Here is a 14,723-nt window from a genome sequence, read left to right on the forward strand (position 1 = left end):
TTACTGCCATTTCCAGATCGGTTGAAAATTCATCTGGGGCAAATCACCGATCAAAATCCGACCGTTTTTCTCGACCCGGGCGTGAGCATTGAAACCCTGATTTTTCTCGATACCGATTACAATTTCGGTCGCTTTGTCGTTTCGCAGAAAAAACTTCAAGGCCAGCGCCTGCGGCAAACATACAGCTGATAGCGAACCGCTTACGCGCTCAATTGCCCAGACATATCGCTCGATGAGTGCACTCGGCACATCACGAACGGATGTCGATTGCAGCAACGAAGCGTACACCTGCCGGAATCGCTGAAACGATAAGAGCTTCAGCCCCAGCCGCACCAGCAGCACAACCCAAAACGCTTCGACAACCACCGCCTGTTCGGCAACTGGATAGGAAAAGAATTTTTTAAATCGTCGCAGCCAGGCTTTCATTATTGACAAACTTAGTCCACTATTCTTGTGACTTACACAGGCTTTACCATACTTTCGCCTGATCAACCTCCGGTTTGTACATCTTCTGTCCCGGTTTAACGTCAAATGCCCGGTAAAAAGGTTCAAAGTTCGTCAGAGGTCCGTTCACACGGAATTTAGCGGGCGAATGCGGATCTGTGGAAATGCCCGCACGCTCGGTTTCGTCGCGCACTTTAATCCGCCAGACCTGCGCAAACCCCAGAAAAAACCGTTGGTCGGGCGTAAAGCCGTCGATTTTTTCCGTAGAAGCGCTTCCTTGCTTCGTTAGCCTGAAGGCCTGATAAGCCAGTGTAATTCCGCCCAGATCGGCCAGATTTTCGCCCAGCGTCAGGCGACCGTTCAGGTGCAGATTATCCAGCACGGTATAGCCATTGTACTGATTGACAACCGCCTGCGTTTTGGTTTTGAAGCGCTCAGCATCCTGCTTGGTCCACCAGTCGCGGAGATTACCGCTGGCGTCGTACTGACGGCCCTGATCGTCGAACAGGTGGGTCATTTCGTGGCCGATCACCATCCCGATACCGCCGTAATTGATGGCGTCGTCGGCATCTTTATCGAAAAACGGAAACTGGAGAATCCCGGCCGGAAATACCACCTCGTTGTTCGTCGGATTCGCGTAGGCGTTCACCGTTGGGGGCGTCATGCCCCACTCGGTCCGGTCGACGGGCTGATTGATTTTCGCAAACTCTTCCGCAAAATAGTGCTTCCGCGCCCGCTGAACATTGCCGTAATAATCGTCGCGTTTGATGGTGACGTCCGAATAATCCTTCCACTTGTCGGGGTAGCCAATTTTCTTGATAAACCGATCCAGCTTCGTCAGGGCCACTTTCTTGGTTTCGGGGGCCATCCAGTCCAGTTTCTCAATGCGATCCCGGTACACTTTCTGTAGGTTGTTGACCAGCGTCAGCATACGCTCCTTGGCTTCGGCCGGAAAGTATTTTTTTACCCATAGCTGCCCCAGCGCTTCGCCCAGCGCTCCGTCGGTTCGGTCGGCAATGCGTTTCCAGCGGTCGGGTAATTGCGGCTGACCGTACAGCGTTTTGCTGTTGAACTCGAAGCTGGCCTGCTCGAAGGGTTTGCTGAGCAGGCTGGCGTTATGATCCAGCAAATCGAACACCAGCCGGTCTTTCAGGAGATCGATGGAGGTGGTGGGCAGGAGTTTGTCCAGTGCCTGATAGTAGCCGGGCTGTGCTACCAGCACCGTATCGATGCGGGCCAGGCTCATGCTGTCGAGTAGCAGCCGCCAGTTCAGATTGGGCATTTTCCGGGTCAGCTCGGCCACGGCCAGTTTATTGTAGTTTGCTACCGGGTCGCGCAGATCGGCGGGCGCTTTGTGCGATTTGGCGAGCGTGGTTTCGAAAGCTAGAATTGCGCTGGCTTTGGTTTTGGCGGAGGTTGAATCTACCCCGATCAGCGTAAAGAGTTTGGCGACATAAGCCACAAAAGCTGCCCTTATTTTCTTTGTAGCCTCGTCGGTGCGGGTATAGTAGTCTTTTTCAGGGAGCGATAAACCGGCCTGGCTAAAATTGATCCGATTGATGGAACTCTGCCGGTCGTCGGCCCCAATATATAGTCCGATAAACTCCCCTCCCCGGTTGGTTTGGTTGGTGGCCAGGTATTGCAGCACCTGTTTGTAATCGGTCAGGGCAGCTATTTTAGCGAGCTCGGCTTTGACAGGGTCATAGCCAAGCTTATCGATGGTCGCCGTATCCATGCCACTGGCGTAGAAATCGCCAACCTGCTGCTCTACAGTACCCACTTTGGCGTCTGCCTTAGCCGCTTCCTCCAGAATAGATTTGGTCTTTTGCTGGTTTTCGTCATATAGCTGATAAAACGACCCCCACCCAGTCTGGTCACCGGGAATTTTAGTCTTCTTTACCCAGTTTCCATTGGCATACGTAAAGAAATCATTGCCCGGACTGACGGTCGTATCCATCCCCGACTTGTCGAAAAACGACGTGCGACCGGGTGCTTCTTTCTCTTTCTGGCAGGCCATCAGGGCAGATGTACTTAAACCGATCAGAAGTATTTGCGAAATTCGTGTCATGAATGCTTTTAGAATACGTCTAAATAAGTATTTTTGAGTACATAAACGGGCCGGGAGCCGTTGGTACTTAGCCTGTGTTTAAAGCAATTACACGTCATAATCTCATATTCCTATGAAATTTTTTCTGTTGGCCAGCCTGCTCGTGGCCGCTTCGTTCGGCGCATTTGCTCAGTCGGAGATTAGCTACCACGGCAAAAAAATAACTGAAACCGGTGCCATTCCGGCTACCCAGTTAGCCACGAAGATGGGCGAAAAAAGTGAAATGCCCGCTAAAGTCGAAGGTACGGTAGAATCGGTTTGCAAAGTGAAAGGCTGCTGGATGAAAGTAAAAACCGGCGAGGGCCAGACGATGCGCGTTACCTTTAAAGACTACGGTTTCTTTGTTCCGAAAGATATTGTCGGCAAAACGGTGGTGGTCGAAGGGCTGGCCGAAACCAGTACGACTCCCGTAGCCGACCTGCGCCATTACGCACAGGATGCCGGCAAATCGAAAGAAGACATCGCGAAAATTACCGAGCCCGAAAAAGCCCTGACTTTCGTGGCTGACGGCGTCATCGTAAAAAAATAGCCAGCCGTTCCAACCCTTTTTTTAACGAGCGTGTCCTTGTAGAAAAAATTACAGGAATTATGTTCGCTTCAGTAAAGTGGTTTTCTGGTTTATTCATCGTTGGAACAGTGCTCTTTTCGGCTTGTCAATCGACCGAGTCGACGCCATCGGATTCACTTTCACTAGGGCTCCATCAATCGGGACGGCTAGGTTCAGACGTAACGGTGCGGGTCGACTCCATTCAGGATAGCCGCTGTCCCATGGAAGCCAATTGTATCTGGGCAGGTCAGGCCCGGGTGAAGCTGATGGTGTCGACGGCCACCGATTCGAGCGCTGTCCGCGTAGCGTTGGGAGCCGATCCGGGCCCGAGTACAAACAAGCGTCCGGACTCAACCGGCGTGACCCTGAGCAATGCTGTTTACAAAGTGATTCTGCGTGAGGTTACTCCTTACCCCAGCACTAGTTCGACTGGCCAGCCAAAAACGGCGGTCGTTCAGGTAACAAAATTATAAGCGTTGTTCGAGGTCTTTTTGTAGATTGAGGGCTGTAACCGATCGTTACAGCCCTTTTTTGTACCCAACCAACAAACTTTTATGAAAAAAGTATACTTTCTGGCAGGGCTATCCCTGCTCGCGGCTCCTTTGTTTGCCCAACGTACCCTGATTCACTGCGGCAACCTTTTTGACGGGGTCGGAAATGGTCTCCAACCCCAGATGACCATTGTCGTGGAAGGGACTAAGATCATGGCTGTTCAGAAGGGTTATACCGCAGCTAGCGGTCAGGACCGGGTCGTGGATATGAAATCCAAAACCGTGCTACCCGGTCTGATCGACATGCATGTGCACCTGGAAAGTCAGACGCGCCGGGGCGGAGCCATCGACGGATTCACTAAAAATCCGGCTGATGTGGCCTATCAGGCAGCTCAATATGCCAAAACGACCCTGCTGGCAGGCTTTACTACCGTGCGGGACCTGGGCGGCTCGGGTGTAAACGTGTCGCTGCGCAATGCCGTCAACGCCGGGCTGGTCGATGGTCCGCGGATTCTTACCGTCGGCAAATCCATTGCAACCACCGGCGGTCATGCCGACCCGACCAACGGTTATCGCAAAGATCTGATGGGCGACCCCGGTCCGGAAGAGGGGGTTATCAACGGCCCGGAAGATGCCCGAAAAGCGGTTCGGCAACGCTATAAAGACGGCTCCGACCTGATCAAGATTACGGCCACCGGGGGTGTCCTGAGCAACGCCAAGGATGGCTCGGGCCCCCAGTTTACGGAAGAAGAAGTCAAAGCGGTTGTTGATGCGGCCAAAGATTATGGGTTTGCCGTAGCGGCCCACGCTCACGGCGCCGAAGGCATGAAGCGTGCCATTCGGGCTGGCGTACAGACCATCGAACACGGCACGCTGATGGACGACGAAGCCATCGAATTATTCAAAAAATACGGCACCTACTACGTTCCGACGATAATTGCCGGAAAAACGGCCGCAGACTCGGCCCGGCATTTCGGCTACTACCCGCCCCTGGTTGTCCCAAAAGCGCTGGCGATCGGCCCGAAGATTCAGGCAACATTCGGGAAAGCATACAAAGCTGGAGTTAAGATCGCCTTCGGTACGGACGCCGGGGTGTTTATCCACGGCTATAACGCCAAAGAGTTTGAATACATGGTCGAAGCGGGCATGCCGCCCGTCGAAGCCATCAAAGCGGCTCTGATGACCAATGCCAAACTGTTGGGTATGGAAACGCAGATTGGCTCGATCGAAGCGGGTAAGTTTGCCGACATCATCGCGGTCAGCGAAAACCCGATCCAGAATATCAAAACTTTACAGGCTGTTCAGTTCGTCATGAAAAACGGGAAGGTGTATAAGCAATAGTAAATAGTAGTTAGTGGTTAGTAGATAGGCGTCAGAAACTGGCACGACCGGCTATCTACTAACCACTAACTACTATTTACTAACCACTATTTACTATCAGCTCATTCACTCGTTTTGCTTCTTCGTGCTGCACCCAGTGGGTGGCCTTTTCGAAGAAGACAACACGGCCGTTATCGCACAACGTTAGGCTGGCCTGGGCCAGCTCCCGCTTCAAAAACTGATCCTGGACACCCCAAATTATCAGCGTTGGCACCTTTACCCGAACCTCAGCACGACGGGAAGGCGGCTTTCGTAGCGCGGCCCGGTACCAATTGATCATGGCGGTCAATGCACCGGGCTGCGACCAGGCGGCTCTATACTCCCGAAAATCAGCATCGTTAAACGTATCGGGTCGACTGCTTTTTTGTAACGTCCGGACCAGCATGGCCCAGTTACCGAACCGGCACAACGCTTCGGGCAACCACGGCATCTGAAAAAAACCGATATACCAGCTCCGCAGCAGTTGACCCGGATGGCGCAGGGTGAATCGTTGCATTATGGCCGGATGCGGTACATTGAGAGCGACCAGCCGCTCGACCCGTTCCGGATAAACCGTGGCTGTCCACCAGGCCACGGCGGCTCCCCAATCATGGCCGACGACCACGGCTTTTTGCCGACCAGCGGCCTGAATCAGTCCAACGACATCGGCCGCTAACGTATCGATCTGATAGGCGTCGACACCGGTTGGTTTGTCACTCAGGTTATACCCCCGCTGATCGGGTGCCCAGACCTGGAAGCCAGCTTCGGCCAAGGCTTCGATCTGATGACGCCAGCCATACCAGAACTCCGGAAACCCGTGCAGCAGAATCACCAGCGGTCCGTTGGCCGGGCCGGCCTGAACGACATGTAACCGTACGCCGTTGGTATCGACAAAGGTTTGCGTCATGAAACAGGGTTAAAACCCAAAATATCGCTCGGCATTCCGGTAGCAGATATCCTGCACGATCTGGCCGATCCAGTCGACATCATTGGGTAGTTCACCGCTTTCCACTTCGTTGCCAAAGATGTTGCACAAAATCCGCCGAAAATACTCGTGACGGGGGTAGGACACAAAACTCCGCGAGTCAGTCAGCATACCCACGAAGGCACTGAGCAGACCCATGTTCGACAGCGCATTGATTTGTTTCTCCATGCCGTCTTTCTGATCCAGAAACCACCAGCCCGAGCCGAACTGAATTTTTCCGCGGACGGAGCCATCATTGAAGTTACCCGTCATGGTAGCCATCACCTCGTTATCAGCCGGGTTGAGGTTGTACAGAATGGTTTTGGCCAGTTTATTCCGATCGTCCAGACCACCCAGAAAGCGCGACAGCGAAGCCGCCTGCGGAAAATCGCCGATACTATCCCAGCCCGTATCGGGGCCCAGCTCGCGGAGTCGGCGGACGTTGTTGTTGCGAAGCGCACCGAGGTGAAACTGCTGCGTCCAGCCCTTTTCGTAGTCCCATTCGGCAAACTGCACCAGCATGAAGGACTTGAACTTCCGAATGTCGGTCGGACTCAACACATTGGTTCCGTTCTGCCATTCCAGCAGCAAATTCGTGAAAATGGTCTGAATTTCACTCTCTACAAACGGCTCAGCATCGATTGTTTCCAGTCCATGATCGGACAGCCGACAGCCCATTTCGCCAAAATAATCGTGCCTTGCTTTGAGCGCATCCAGGTAATGCGTCAGCGTCCGGATTTCCCGGTTTGTCACCTCACCAACTCTCTGGACATAGGCCCGGAAAGCAGCCGGATCGTCGGCGGCCATGGCTTTATCGGGCCGAAAAGTGGGCAGCACTTTGGTAGTAAAGTTGCTTTTGGCAATCGTACGGTGGTGTTCGAGCGAATCCAGCGGATCATCGGTTGTGCATACCACGCGAACGTCGAAATGCTTCAGTAACTGCCGGGTCGACAGGTTCGGTAGTTGTTCGTTGCAGGTGTCGTAGATGGACCGAGCCGTAGCGGGACTCAGCAGATCGGTTATGCCGAACGGATTCTTCAGTTCCAGATGGGTCCAGTGGTAGAGCGGATTCCGGAGCGTGTAGGGCACCGTTTCGGCCCATTTCTCAAATTTTTCCCAGTCGGAAGCGTCGCCCGTACAGTAGCGTTCGTCGATACCGTGGGTCCGCATGGCCCGCCATTTGTAATGATCGCCGTAGAGCCAAAGCTGAGTAATGTTCTCGAACCGTTTATCGGCGGCAATCTGATCGGGTGGCAGATGGCAGTGATAGTCGATAATCGGCATGGGCCGGGCGTACTCATGATAAAGCCGACGGGCCGTCTCGGTTTGCAGCAGAAAATCGTCGGATAAAAACGTCGGGGCGGGCGCGAGTGTATGCATAGCTGACAAAAGCAGAAGCCGGGTCGTTTCTCCCGGCTTCCTTTTATTTTTTTGGTGATTTAACCAGGGTATCTGGTACAAACTGGCAGTGGGGCAGCACCTCAACCACCTGGCTCCAGTCACGAATGAGCCAGTCTTTATCGGGTTCAGCCATCATGACCTTGCGGGATTTGGTGAATAGCCAGATCACTTTTTCAACCCCGAACTGGAGCAGTTTAGTGGTTTTCTGTTCGTAATAATCGAACTCGGAATCGACATGATTCAGTGCCGCTTTCGTATCGATTTCGATGGCTATTTTGGGCGGAACCCAGGCATATTTGGTCTCATCCGCTCCCTTCAATGCCTTCTGTTCAAAAATCACGATATCACACGCCCTCCAATCTCCTTTTTTGAACTGAACACCGACTTCGTTCGTCGCTATAACATATTCATCCAGATCGATAGCATTGATTATATAGCCCACTAATCTGGCGATAATAATACCCTGTTGCAAACTCGAACTCATGACCTGCTCAACCGTTTTGATGCCTCTCAGGACGTCTTCGTAGCCAGCGTAGTAGACTGGCTTTCCGTCCCACATTTCATACACAAGCGATTTGAGTAGTCTGGCCCGTTCGGCGCGACGTTGTTTTTGTTCAGGCGTACGAGGAGGGCGTTTTGGCTTGTTGATCGTTTCCATAACCACGCTGTTTTGCCAATGCAAGATAATTTTTTTCGACAGGATTTGCCGAATAAAACAGGATTCTTTCATGGGTAGATCCGTAGAAAAATCCTGTCCATCCGAACATCGGCCCGGCTGTAAATCCTGTCGAATATTTTTATCGTTCAATCGACAAACCCAGCATCAGGCCGCGCAGTTCGGCCAGACCGCGCAATCTTCCGATAGCCGTATAGCCCGGATTGGTGCGCTTGCCCGAAGTCAGATCGTCGAGCATGCGATGACCGTGATCCGGCCGGAATGGCATCCGTACGTCCGACCGACCTTCGGTTTCCCGCCGTTTCTGTTCGTTCAGTAACGCCAGCATGACCGCCGGCATCGGCACGTCGCCTTCGAGGTGATTGGCTTCCTGAAAACTTCCCCGTTCAAAATAATCCGTTGCGTCGCGCTGTGTAGCACGTAGGTGGATAAAATGAATCTTCGGTCCCAGTCGCTGGGCCATACCGGCCAGGTCGTTATCGGCCCGAACGCCGTACGAACCGGTGCAGAAACACAGCCCATTAGCGGGCGAATCGGCTGCCGCCAGCAGCGCACGCGCGTCGGCTTCGGTACTCACCACGCGTGGCAAACCCAAAATCGGGTATGGTGGATCGTCGGGGTGAATGGCCAGCCGGACACCTACCGACTCAGCGACGGGCACAATCTCCCGGAGGAATGCATACAGGTTCTGCCGAAGTTCGCGGTCGCCCACGTCGGCGTAGGTTGCCAGCGCATCGCGAAAGCGCTCCACCGTATAGCTCTCCTCCGAACCAGGTAGTCCCGCAATGATGGTCCGGGTCAGGCGCTTGACTTCCGCGTCGGTCATGGCATCGAGCCGTATCCGTGCCCGACGCTTCTGCTCGTCGTTGTAGAGGTATTCGGCACCGGGTCGCTGAAGAATGTACAGCTCAAAAGCGGCAAATTCAGTAGCATCGAAGCGTAGCCCGGTCGAGCCGTCAGGCATGGGATAATCGAGGTCGGTACGGGTCCAGTCGAGAACCGGCATAAAATTGTAGCAAACCGTATCGATGCCTTCCTGCGCCAGATTGACGATCGATTCCTTATAATTTTCGATGTACTGCTGGAAGTCGCCGGTGCGCGTCTTAATCCGTTCGTGAACCGGAATACTCTCCACCACCGACCAGGTCAGGCGGCTGTTTTCAATCATCGATTTGCGCGTTGCTATTTCGGCACGCGACCACACCTCGCCGTTCGGAATGTGGTGCAGGGCTGTCACAATACCGGTGGCACCAGCCTGCCGGACATCATTCAGCGATACGGGGTCGTTCGGTCCGAACCACCGCCAGGTTTGTTCAAGCATAGAAAGTAAGTGTCGATACGGGTTCGTCAATAATTGTCAGTGGCCAAAAGATAAAGACACCTCAGGATTATCGACCGATAACTATCAACTTATTTTGGATATATAAGCTATCTTTCCACATTTTCTCCCTAAACGCTACCTTGTTTTGCAAACGCCAACTACTTTGGGTCGCTTTCGATGGCGCATCGTGGCCCTGCTGTTCCTGGCAACGACAATCAATTACATCGATCGGCAGGTGCTGTCCTTTACGATGACAGACGGGGCCTTTCGAAAAGAAATGCTCGACATTGCCCCTCAAGCCCCCCTCACAAACGAAGCCATCGACCGCTTCAAAGTACTGTACGGCGATGTCGATGCGGCATTCAAGTTCGCCTACGCCATCGGGTTTCTGCTGGTGGGCTGGCTGATCGACCGCATTGGCACGAAGCGGGGCTTTTCGCTGGGTATTCTGATCTGGAGCATTGCCGCCGTGCTCACTACTTTTGTGGGTAATATGACGGGCCTGCGCTGGACCCGGGCTTTTCTGGGTTTGGGCGAAGCGGCCAATTTCCCGGCTTCCGTCAAAACCATTGCCGAGTGGTTTCCTCGGCGCGAACGCTCATTTGCCAGCGGGCTGTTCAATGCCGGCACTAACGTCGGGATCATTCTCACGGCGCTGACCATCCCCTACCTCATTCTGCAGTTCGGCTGGCGCAGTTCCTTCTTCGTCACAGGCGTCCTGGGCTTTGGACTGCTGGTTTTCTGGTGGTTTACCTACAGCAAGCCCGAGCGAAACACCCAGGTGTCGTCGGATGAGCTGGCCTACATCCGGAGCGACGCCGAAACCGTTACGTCGACAAACGTATCCTGGGCGCGTTTACTGGGCTTCAAACAAACCTGGGCCTTCGCCGTGGGCAAGTTTATGGCCGATCCGATCTGGTGGTTTTACATGTCGTGGCTACCCGATTTTTTCAACTCGAATGACGCACTCGACCAGCGGCTGGACCTGAAAAGCTTCGGGGTTCCCTTTCTGATCATTTATGTCGTATCCGATGCGGGCAGTATATTCTTCGGCTGGCTCAGTACTCAGTTCATGAGCTGGGGCTGGTCGGCCAATCGGGCGCGCAAAACTACCCTGCTGATCTGCGCCCTGTGTGTTGTACCTATTTTCTTCGCTGCCCAGACCAGTAGCCTGACCATCGCCATCGCCCTGATCTGCCTGGCCACGGCGGCACACCAGGGCTGGTCGGCCAACATGTACACGTTTGCTTCCGACCTGTTCCCGAAGAATGTGGTGGCTTCCGTCACCGGTATCGGTGGTATGTTCGGGGCCGTGGGCGGTATTCTGCTGGCTCTATTATCGGGTCGGATCATCACCGCTTTTGGCTATCTGCCGATGTTTATCATTGCCAGTTGCACGTACCTGATTGCGCTGCTGATCATCCACCTGGTCCTTCCCAAATTAGAACCGGTCAAAGCCGAGGAACTGGAAGAAAGCGGGCGATGGTCGGTGATCAGCGGAGAATAGTTTTCGCCGGGAACCAAACAGCGCCCTACATTCGCAGGTTAAACGCGCATCCACCTTTTACTCGTTGACTCATCTTACATGAAAATTATCACATTTGGCGAGGTTATGCTTCGGCTGAGCCCGCCGGGCGTCGAGCGTTTTATGCAAACCGATACGCTGGCCATGCATTTTGGCGGTACGGAAGCAAACGTAGCCGTCTCCCTGGCTCAGTTCGGTTTTCAAGCCGCGCACGTTACGCGCTTTCCCGACCATGCGCTCGGCCAGGCTGCGGCAGGCTACCTCCGAAAATACAAGGTCAATACCGAGTACATTCGCTACGGCGACGGGCGGCTGGGCCTTTATTTTCTGGAAACGGGTGCCGGAAGCCGGGCCAGTCAGATCGTCTACGATCGGGTAGATTCCGCCTTTGCCCGCATCCGCTCCGACGAGATCGACTGGGAAACGGTGCTGACTGGTGCTTCCTGGTTTCACTGGACGGGTATTACCCCGGCGCTTTCGCAGGGAGCCGCCGACTGTCTGCTGGCGGGAATCCAGACGGCCAATAAGCTGGGGGTTCCCGTATCGGCCGATATCGTCTACCGAAGCAATCTCTGGCAGTACGGCCGTAGCCCGCAGGAAATTATGCCTGCACTTACGGAAGGCTGTACGCTGGTGCTGGGTAGCAAAGGGCTTTTTTCGGAAATCTACGGCGTCATTGGCAGTACGTTTCAGGAGGCAGGACTCGCCATGATGAAGCACTTTCCGAACATTCGGTATATAACCGACACCAAACGAAACTCCATCAGTGCATCGCATAACCAGCTGTCGGCTAAGCTCTTCGACGGAAAAGCGGTCTACAAATCGAGAGTGCACGATATCCGGCCCATCACCGACCGCATCGGTACGGGTGATGCCTACATAGCTGGACTAATTTATGGGTTGCTGCAATTCGAGGACCTGCAACGGGCTGTCGAGTTTGGGGTGGCCGCTTCTGCTCTCAAACACACCATTCCGGGCGATGTCAATCTGGCAACCGTAGCCGAGGTCGAAACCCTGGAGCGGGGCGACAGTTCGGGGAAGCTAAAACGCTAGTAGGCGGGTATGAATTTGATCGCCCGAAAGCATTGGATAACGATGTTGTTCGTAATATTGCCAAATTATTAACACAGTACTTATGCATCGAGCCGTGCCAGGGTTACCAATGACATGCCCTGGCTCCCTGGCACGACTCGATGCGTAAGCTCAACAGTATCCAGACACCATTTTTTTGTTTTAGCTATATTCCAAGCCTGTTCAGCCAGGAATAGCTGAGTAGACTGTATTCCGTCCAACTATGGCCAAATTAACCCGTTCCCTCCATCCCGCTTCTTCATTTCCTGAAAAAATTCTGCAATTTGGCACTGGTGTTCTCTTGCGCGGCCTCCCCGATTATTTAGTTCAGAAGGCCAATGAGCGGGGCAAATTCGAAGGCTCTATCGTTGTGGTGAAATCGACGGACAGCAAAACCGACGAGTTTACCGAACAGGATAATCTGTATACGGTAGCTGTCAGGGGAGTTCAGCAAGGGCAGGACGTAGCCGAAACTACGGTTGTCTCGGCCATCAGCCGGGTACTGGCCGCTCAGACGCAATGGAGTCAGGTGCTCATGCTGGCGCGAAATCCTAAACTACAGATTATCATTTCCAACACGACCGAAGTCGGGCTGAATTACGTCGAAGAAAGTATTTTTCAGAATCCGCCCCAGTCGTTCCCGGCAAAGCTGACTTCGTTTCTGTACGAGCGCTTCCGGAGCGTGGGTGGTTCGAAAGCCAAAGGACTGGTGGTTATTCCGACCGAGCTGGTAACCGACAATGGGCTCAAGTTGCGCGATGCAGTAGAACAACTAGCCAAATTCAACGAACTGGGTAAGCTCTTTACCAAATGGCTCAAATTTCATGTCCGGTTCTGTAACTCCCTGGTCGACCGCATTGTGACGCGCCCAACTGAGGAAGCGCAGCAGGCTATCGAACAGGAAGTGGGGTACGAGGATGACCTGCTGACCATGACGGAGCCCTACCATCTGTGGGCCATCGAAGGCGACGATCGGGTTCGGGAAATGCTCAGTTTTGTGGACGAGAGCACCCCGCAAGTCATTATCGACGAAGACATCAATTTTTATAAAGAGCGTAAACTACGGGTGCTGAACGGTACGCATACGCTTACCATGCCGCTGGGGTATCTGCTGGGGCTGGAAACCGTCGCCGACGAAATGAAACACCCCAGCATGAGCAAGTTCGTCGAATCGCTTATGCTGGACGAAATCGTTCCGACTGTACCCGACTACGGGATTCCGGGCATGGACAAAGCGGCCGTTGCTCAGTTTGCCAATGATGTGCTCGACCGCTTCCGCAACCCGCACCTCGACCATTTGCTGCTAAATATCTCCCTGCAGGAAACGGCCAAAATGCAGGCCAGAAACGTAGCCACCATCCAGCGGTATTTTGAGCAATTCAACGCCGTACCGAAACAGATGGCACTGGGTTTTGCCGCTTATTTACTGTTCATGAAAGCCTTACGGGAAAAAGACGGTCAGTTCTTTGGCGAAATTACGGTAGCGAAGGGCGGCACGATCACCTACCCAATCCGGGACGATAAAGCCGGATATTTTTACGGCGACTGGAAAACCGTTAAAGCCAACTCACCAGCCTCGGTGCAGGCCTTTGTAAAGAGTGTATTATCCGACGTATCGCTCTGGCAGACCGACCTGACTACACTTCCCGGATTTACCGACGCCATCAGTCAGAATCTGACAGCCTTGCTCACGGCTGGTGTCGAGAAAACCCTGGAAAAAGCGGTCGCATAACGGCTAAACAATTCGCTCCTACTTACAACAATCCCTGCTAAATATTCATTTAGCAGGGATTGTTATTTTTGGTATTTCAGAAATAGAGCCGCGCCGTCTTACAGAAACGACCGTATTTTTTCGGCTGTAGCGGCCAGTTCTTCTGAACTCAGCTTCAGCTTGTTATGAAAATTCATGTCGGCCATAGAGTTCAGTGGAATCAGGTGGACGTGGGCATGCGGTACTTCCAGCCCAACAACGGCGACTCCGATGCGCTTGCAGGGAACGGCTTTTTCGATCGCGGGCGCAATCTTCTTGGCAAATGCCATCAAGCCTGTGTACAGCTCATCATCCAGATCGAATAGGTAATCGACTTCCTGCTTCGGAATAACCAGCGTGTGGCCCACGGCCGTCGGCATGATATCCAGGAAAGCATAGTAGTCGTCAGTTTCCGCAACTTTATGAGAAGGAATCTCACCAGCGACGATGCGAGAGAAAATAGAAGCCATACTTTATAATGTAGAATGTAGAGTGAAGAATGTAGAATAGACAGCGAGACGCAAAGTTATCTTCTTTATTTTTCATTCTTCACTCTACATTCTTCACTGAACTACCGGGCTATTTCGATCACATCGAATTCCAGCATGCCAGCAGGCACTTTGATTTCGGCTGTATCGCCGACCCGCTTACCCAGCAGCCCTTTACCAATCGGCGAACTCACTGAAATCCGACCGGCTTTCAAATCGGCTTCTTCTTCGGAAACCAGCGTGTAGGTCATCTCGGCACCGTTTTTCTTGTTCTTAATCTTCACCTTCGACAGCACGGATACCTGCGAAGCGTCGATGGTCGATTCGTCCAGAATACGGGCATTCGACAGCACTTCTTCGAGTTTCGAGATTTTCAGTTCGTGGAGCCCCTGGGCGTCTTTGGCTGCGTCATATTCCGCATTTTCGCTCAGGTCACCTTTGTCACGAGCTTCAGCAATCTGGCGGGCAATGGCGGCCCGGCCTTTCGTTTTCAGATCATTCAGTTCCGCTTTGAGCCGATTGAGCCCTTCTTCGGTATAATATGAAATTTTTCCCATAATCGTTACTACTTACTCGTTT

General features: G+C 53.2%; 14 protein-coding genes. 6 read left to right on the forward strand and 8 right to left on the reverse strand.

Going from position 1 to position 14,723, the window contains the following annotated elements:
- Entirely contained in the window at nt 1-426 is a 426-nt protein-coding gene (locus tag ACYVC2_RS28000; RefSeq protein ID WP_461108196.1) for a lasso peptide biosynthesis B2 protein, read from the reverse strand.
- A gap of 43 nt (nt 427-469) precedes the next feature.
- Nucleotides 470-2,512, reverse strand: coding sequence for a M13 family metallopeptidase (locus ACYVC2_RS28005; RefSeq protein WP_461108198.1), 2,043 nt, complete (start codon nt 2,510-2,512; stop codon nt 470-472).
- Nucleotides 2,513-2,624: 112 nt separating this feature from the next.
- Between ACYVC2_RS28005 and ACYVC2_RS28010 the strand changes: the two genes are divergently transcribed.
- The 3 genes from ACYVC2_RS28010 to ACYVC2_RS28020 all read left to right on the forward strand — a co-directional run bounded on the left by ACYVC2_RS28010 (nt 2,625) and on the right by ACYVC2_RS28020 (nt 4,930).
- On the forward strand, nt 2,625-3,080 hold the full coding sequence (locus tag ACYVC2_RS28010; RefSeq protein WP_461108200.1) for a DUF4920 domain-containing protein: 456 nt from the start codon (nt 2,625-2,627) through the stop codon (nt 3,078-3,080).
- Nucleotides 3,081-3,139: 59 nt separating this feature from the next.
- Nucleotides 3,140-3,571: a hypothetical protein gene (locus ACYVC2_RS28015; protein WP_461108202.1), complete on the forward strand. Its 432-nt coding sequence runs from the start codon at nt 3,140-3,142 to the stop codon at nt 3,569-3,571.
- An 81-nt stretch (nt 3,572-3,652) separates the two neighbouring features.
- Nucleotides 3,653-4,930, forward strand: coding sequence for a metal-dependent hydrolase family protein (locus ACYVC2_RS28020; protein ID WP_461108204.1), 1,278 nt, complete (start codon nt 3,653-3,655; stop codon nt 4,928-4,930).
- A gap of 79 nt (nt 4,931-5,009) precedes the next feature.
- On the opposite strand, the gene ACYVC2_RS28025 is transcribed toward ACYVC2_RS28020, so the two are convergent.
- The 4 genes from ACYVC2_RS28025 to uxuA all read right to left on the reverse strand — a co-directional run bounded on the left by ACYVC2_RS28025 (nt 5,010) and on the right by uxuA (nt 9,310).
- A complete protein-coding gene (locus ACYVC2_RS28025; protein WP_461108206.1) occupies nt 5,010-5,855 on the reverse strand; it encodes an alpha/beta fold hydrolase in 846 nt (281 codons plus the stop codon).
- A gap of 9 nt (nt 5,856-5,864) precedes the next feature.
- A complete protein-coding gene (gene uxaC, locus ACYVC2_RS28030; RefSeq protein WP_461108208.1) occupies nt 5,865-7,292 on the reverse strand; it encodes a glucuronate isomerase in 1,428 nt (475 codons plus the stop codon).
- Between the two features lie 43 nt (nt 7,293-7,335).
- Entirely contained in the window at nt 7,336-8,043 is a 708-nt protein-coding gene (locus ACYVC2_RS28035) for a hypothetical protein (RefSeq protein ID WP_461108210.1), read from the reverse strand.
- A 67-nt stretch (nt 8,044-8,110) separates the two neighbouring features.
- Nucleotides 8,111-9,310: a mannonate dehydratase gene (gene uxuA, locus ACYVC2_RS28040; RefSeq protein ID WP_461108212.1), complete on the reverse strand. Its 1,200-nt coding sequence runs from the start codon at nt 9,308-9,310 to the stop codon at nt 8,111-8,113.
- Nucleotides 9,311-9,455: 145 nt separating this feature from the next.
- Here uxuA and ACYVC2_RS28045 point away from each other — a divergent pair, with 145 nt between their 5' ends.
- The 3 genes from ACYVC2_RS28045 (at nt 9,456) to ACYVC2_RS28055 (ending at nt 13,638) form a co-directional block, all read left to right on the forward strand.
- Entirely contained in the window at nt 9,456-10,817 is a 1,362-nt protein-coding gene (locus ACYVC2_RS28045; RefSeq protein ID WP_461108214.1) for an MFS transporter, read from the forward strand.
- Between the two features lie 78 nt (nt 10,818-10,895).
- Entirely contained in the window at nt 10,896-11,888 is a 993-nt protein-coding gene (locus tag ACYVC2_RS28050; RefSeq protein ID WP_461108216.1) for a PfkB family carbohydrate kinase, read from the forward strand.
- A gap of 241 nt (nt 11,889-12,129) precedes the next feature.
- Nucleotides 12,130-13,638 (forward strand): tagaturonate reductase, encoded by a 1,509-nt coding sequence (locus ACYVC2_RS28055; RefSeq protein ID WP_461108218.1) that lies wholly within the window; start codon nt 12,130-12,132, stop codon nt 13,636-13,638.
- A 98-nt stretch (nt 13,639-13,736) separates the two neighbouring features.
- Here the strand turns inward: ACYVC2_RS28055 and ACYVC2_RS28060 are convergent, their stop codons facing one another.
- Together ACYVC2_RS28060 and greA are read right to left on the reverse strand one after the other, a co-directional pair.
- The gene (locus ACYVC2_RS28060) at nt 13,737-14,126 is read right to left on the reverse strand and encodes an HIT family protein (protein ID WP_461108220.1); all 390 of its coding nucleotides are present in this window, start codon (nt 14,124-14,126) and stop codon (nt 13,737-13,739) included.
- A gap of 101 nt (nt 14,127-14,227) precedes the next feature.
- Nucleotides 14,228-14,701, reverse strand: coding sequence for a transcription elongation factor GreA (gene greA, locus ACYVC2_RS28065; RefSeq protein WP_461108222.1), 474 nt, complete (start codon nt 14,699-14,701; stop codon nt 14,228-14,230).
- Nucleotides 14,702-14,723: the final 22 nt, after the last annotated feature.

This window comes from Spirosoma koreense (assembly GCF_054777875.1).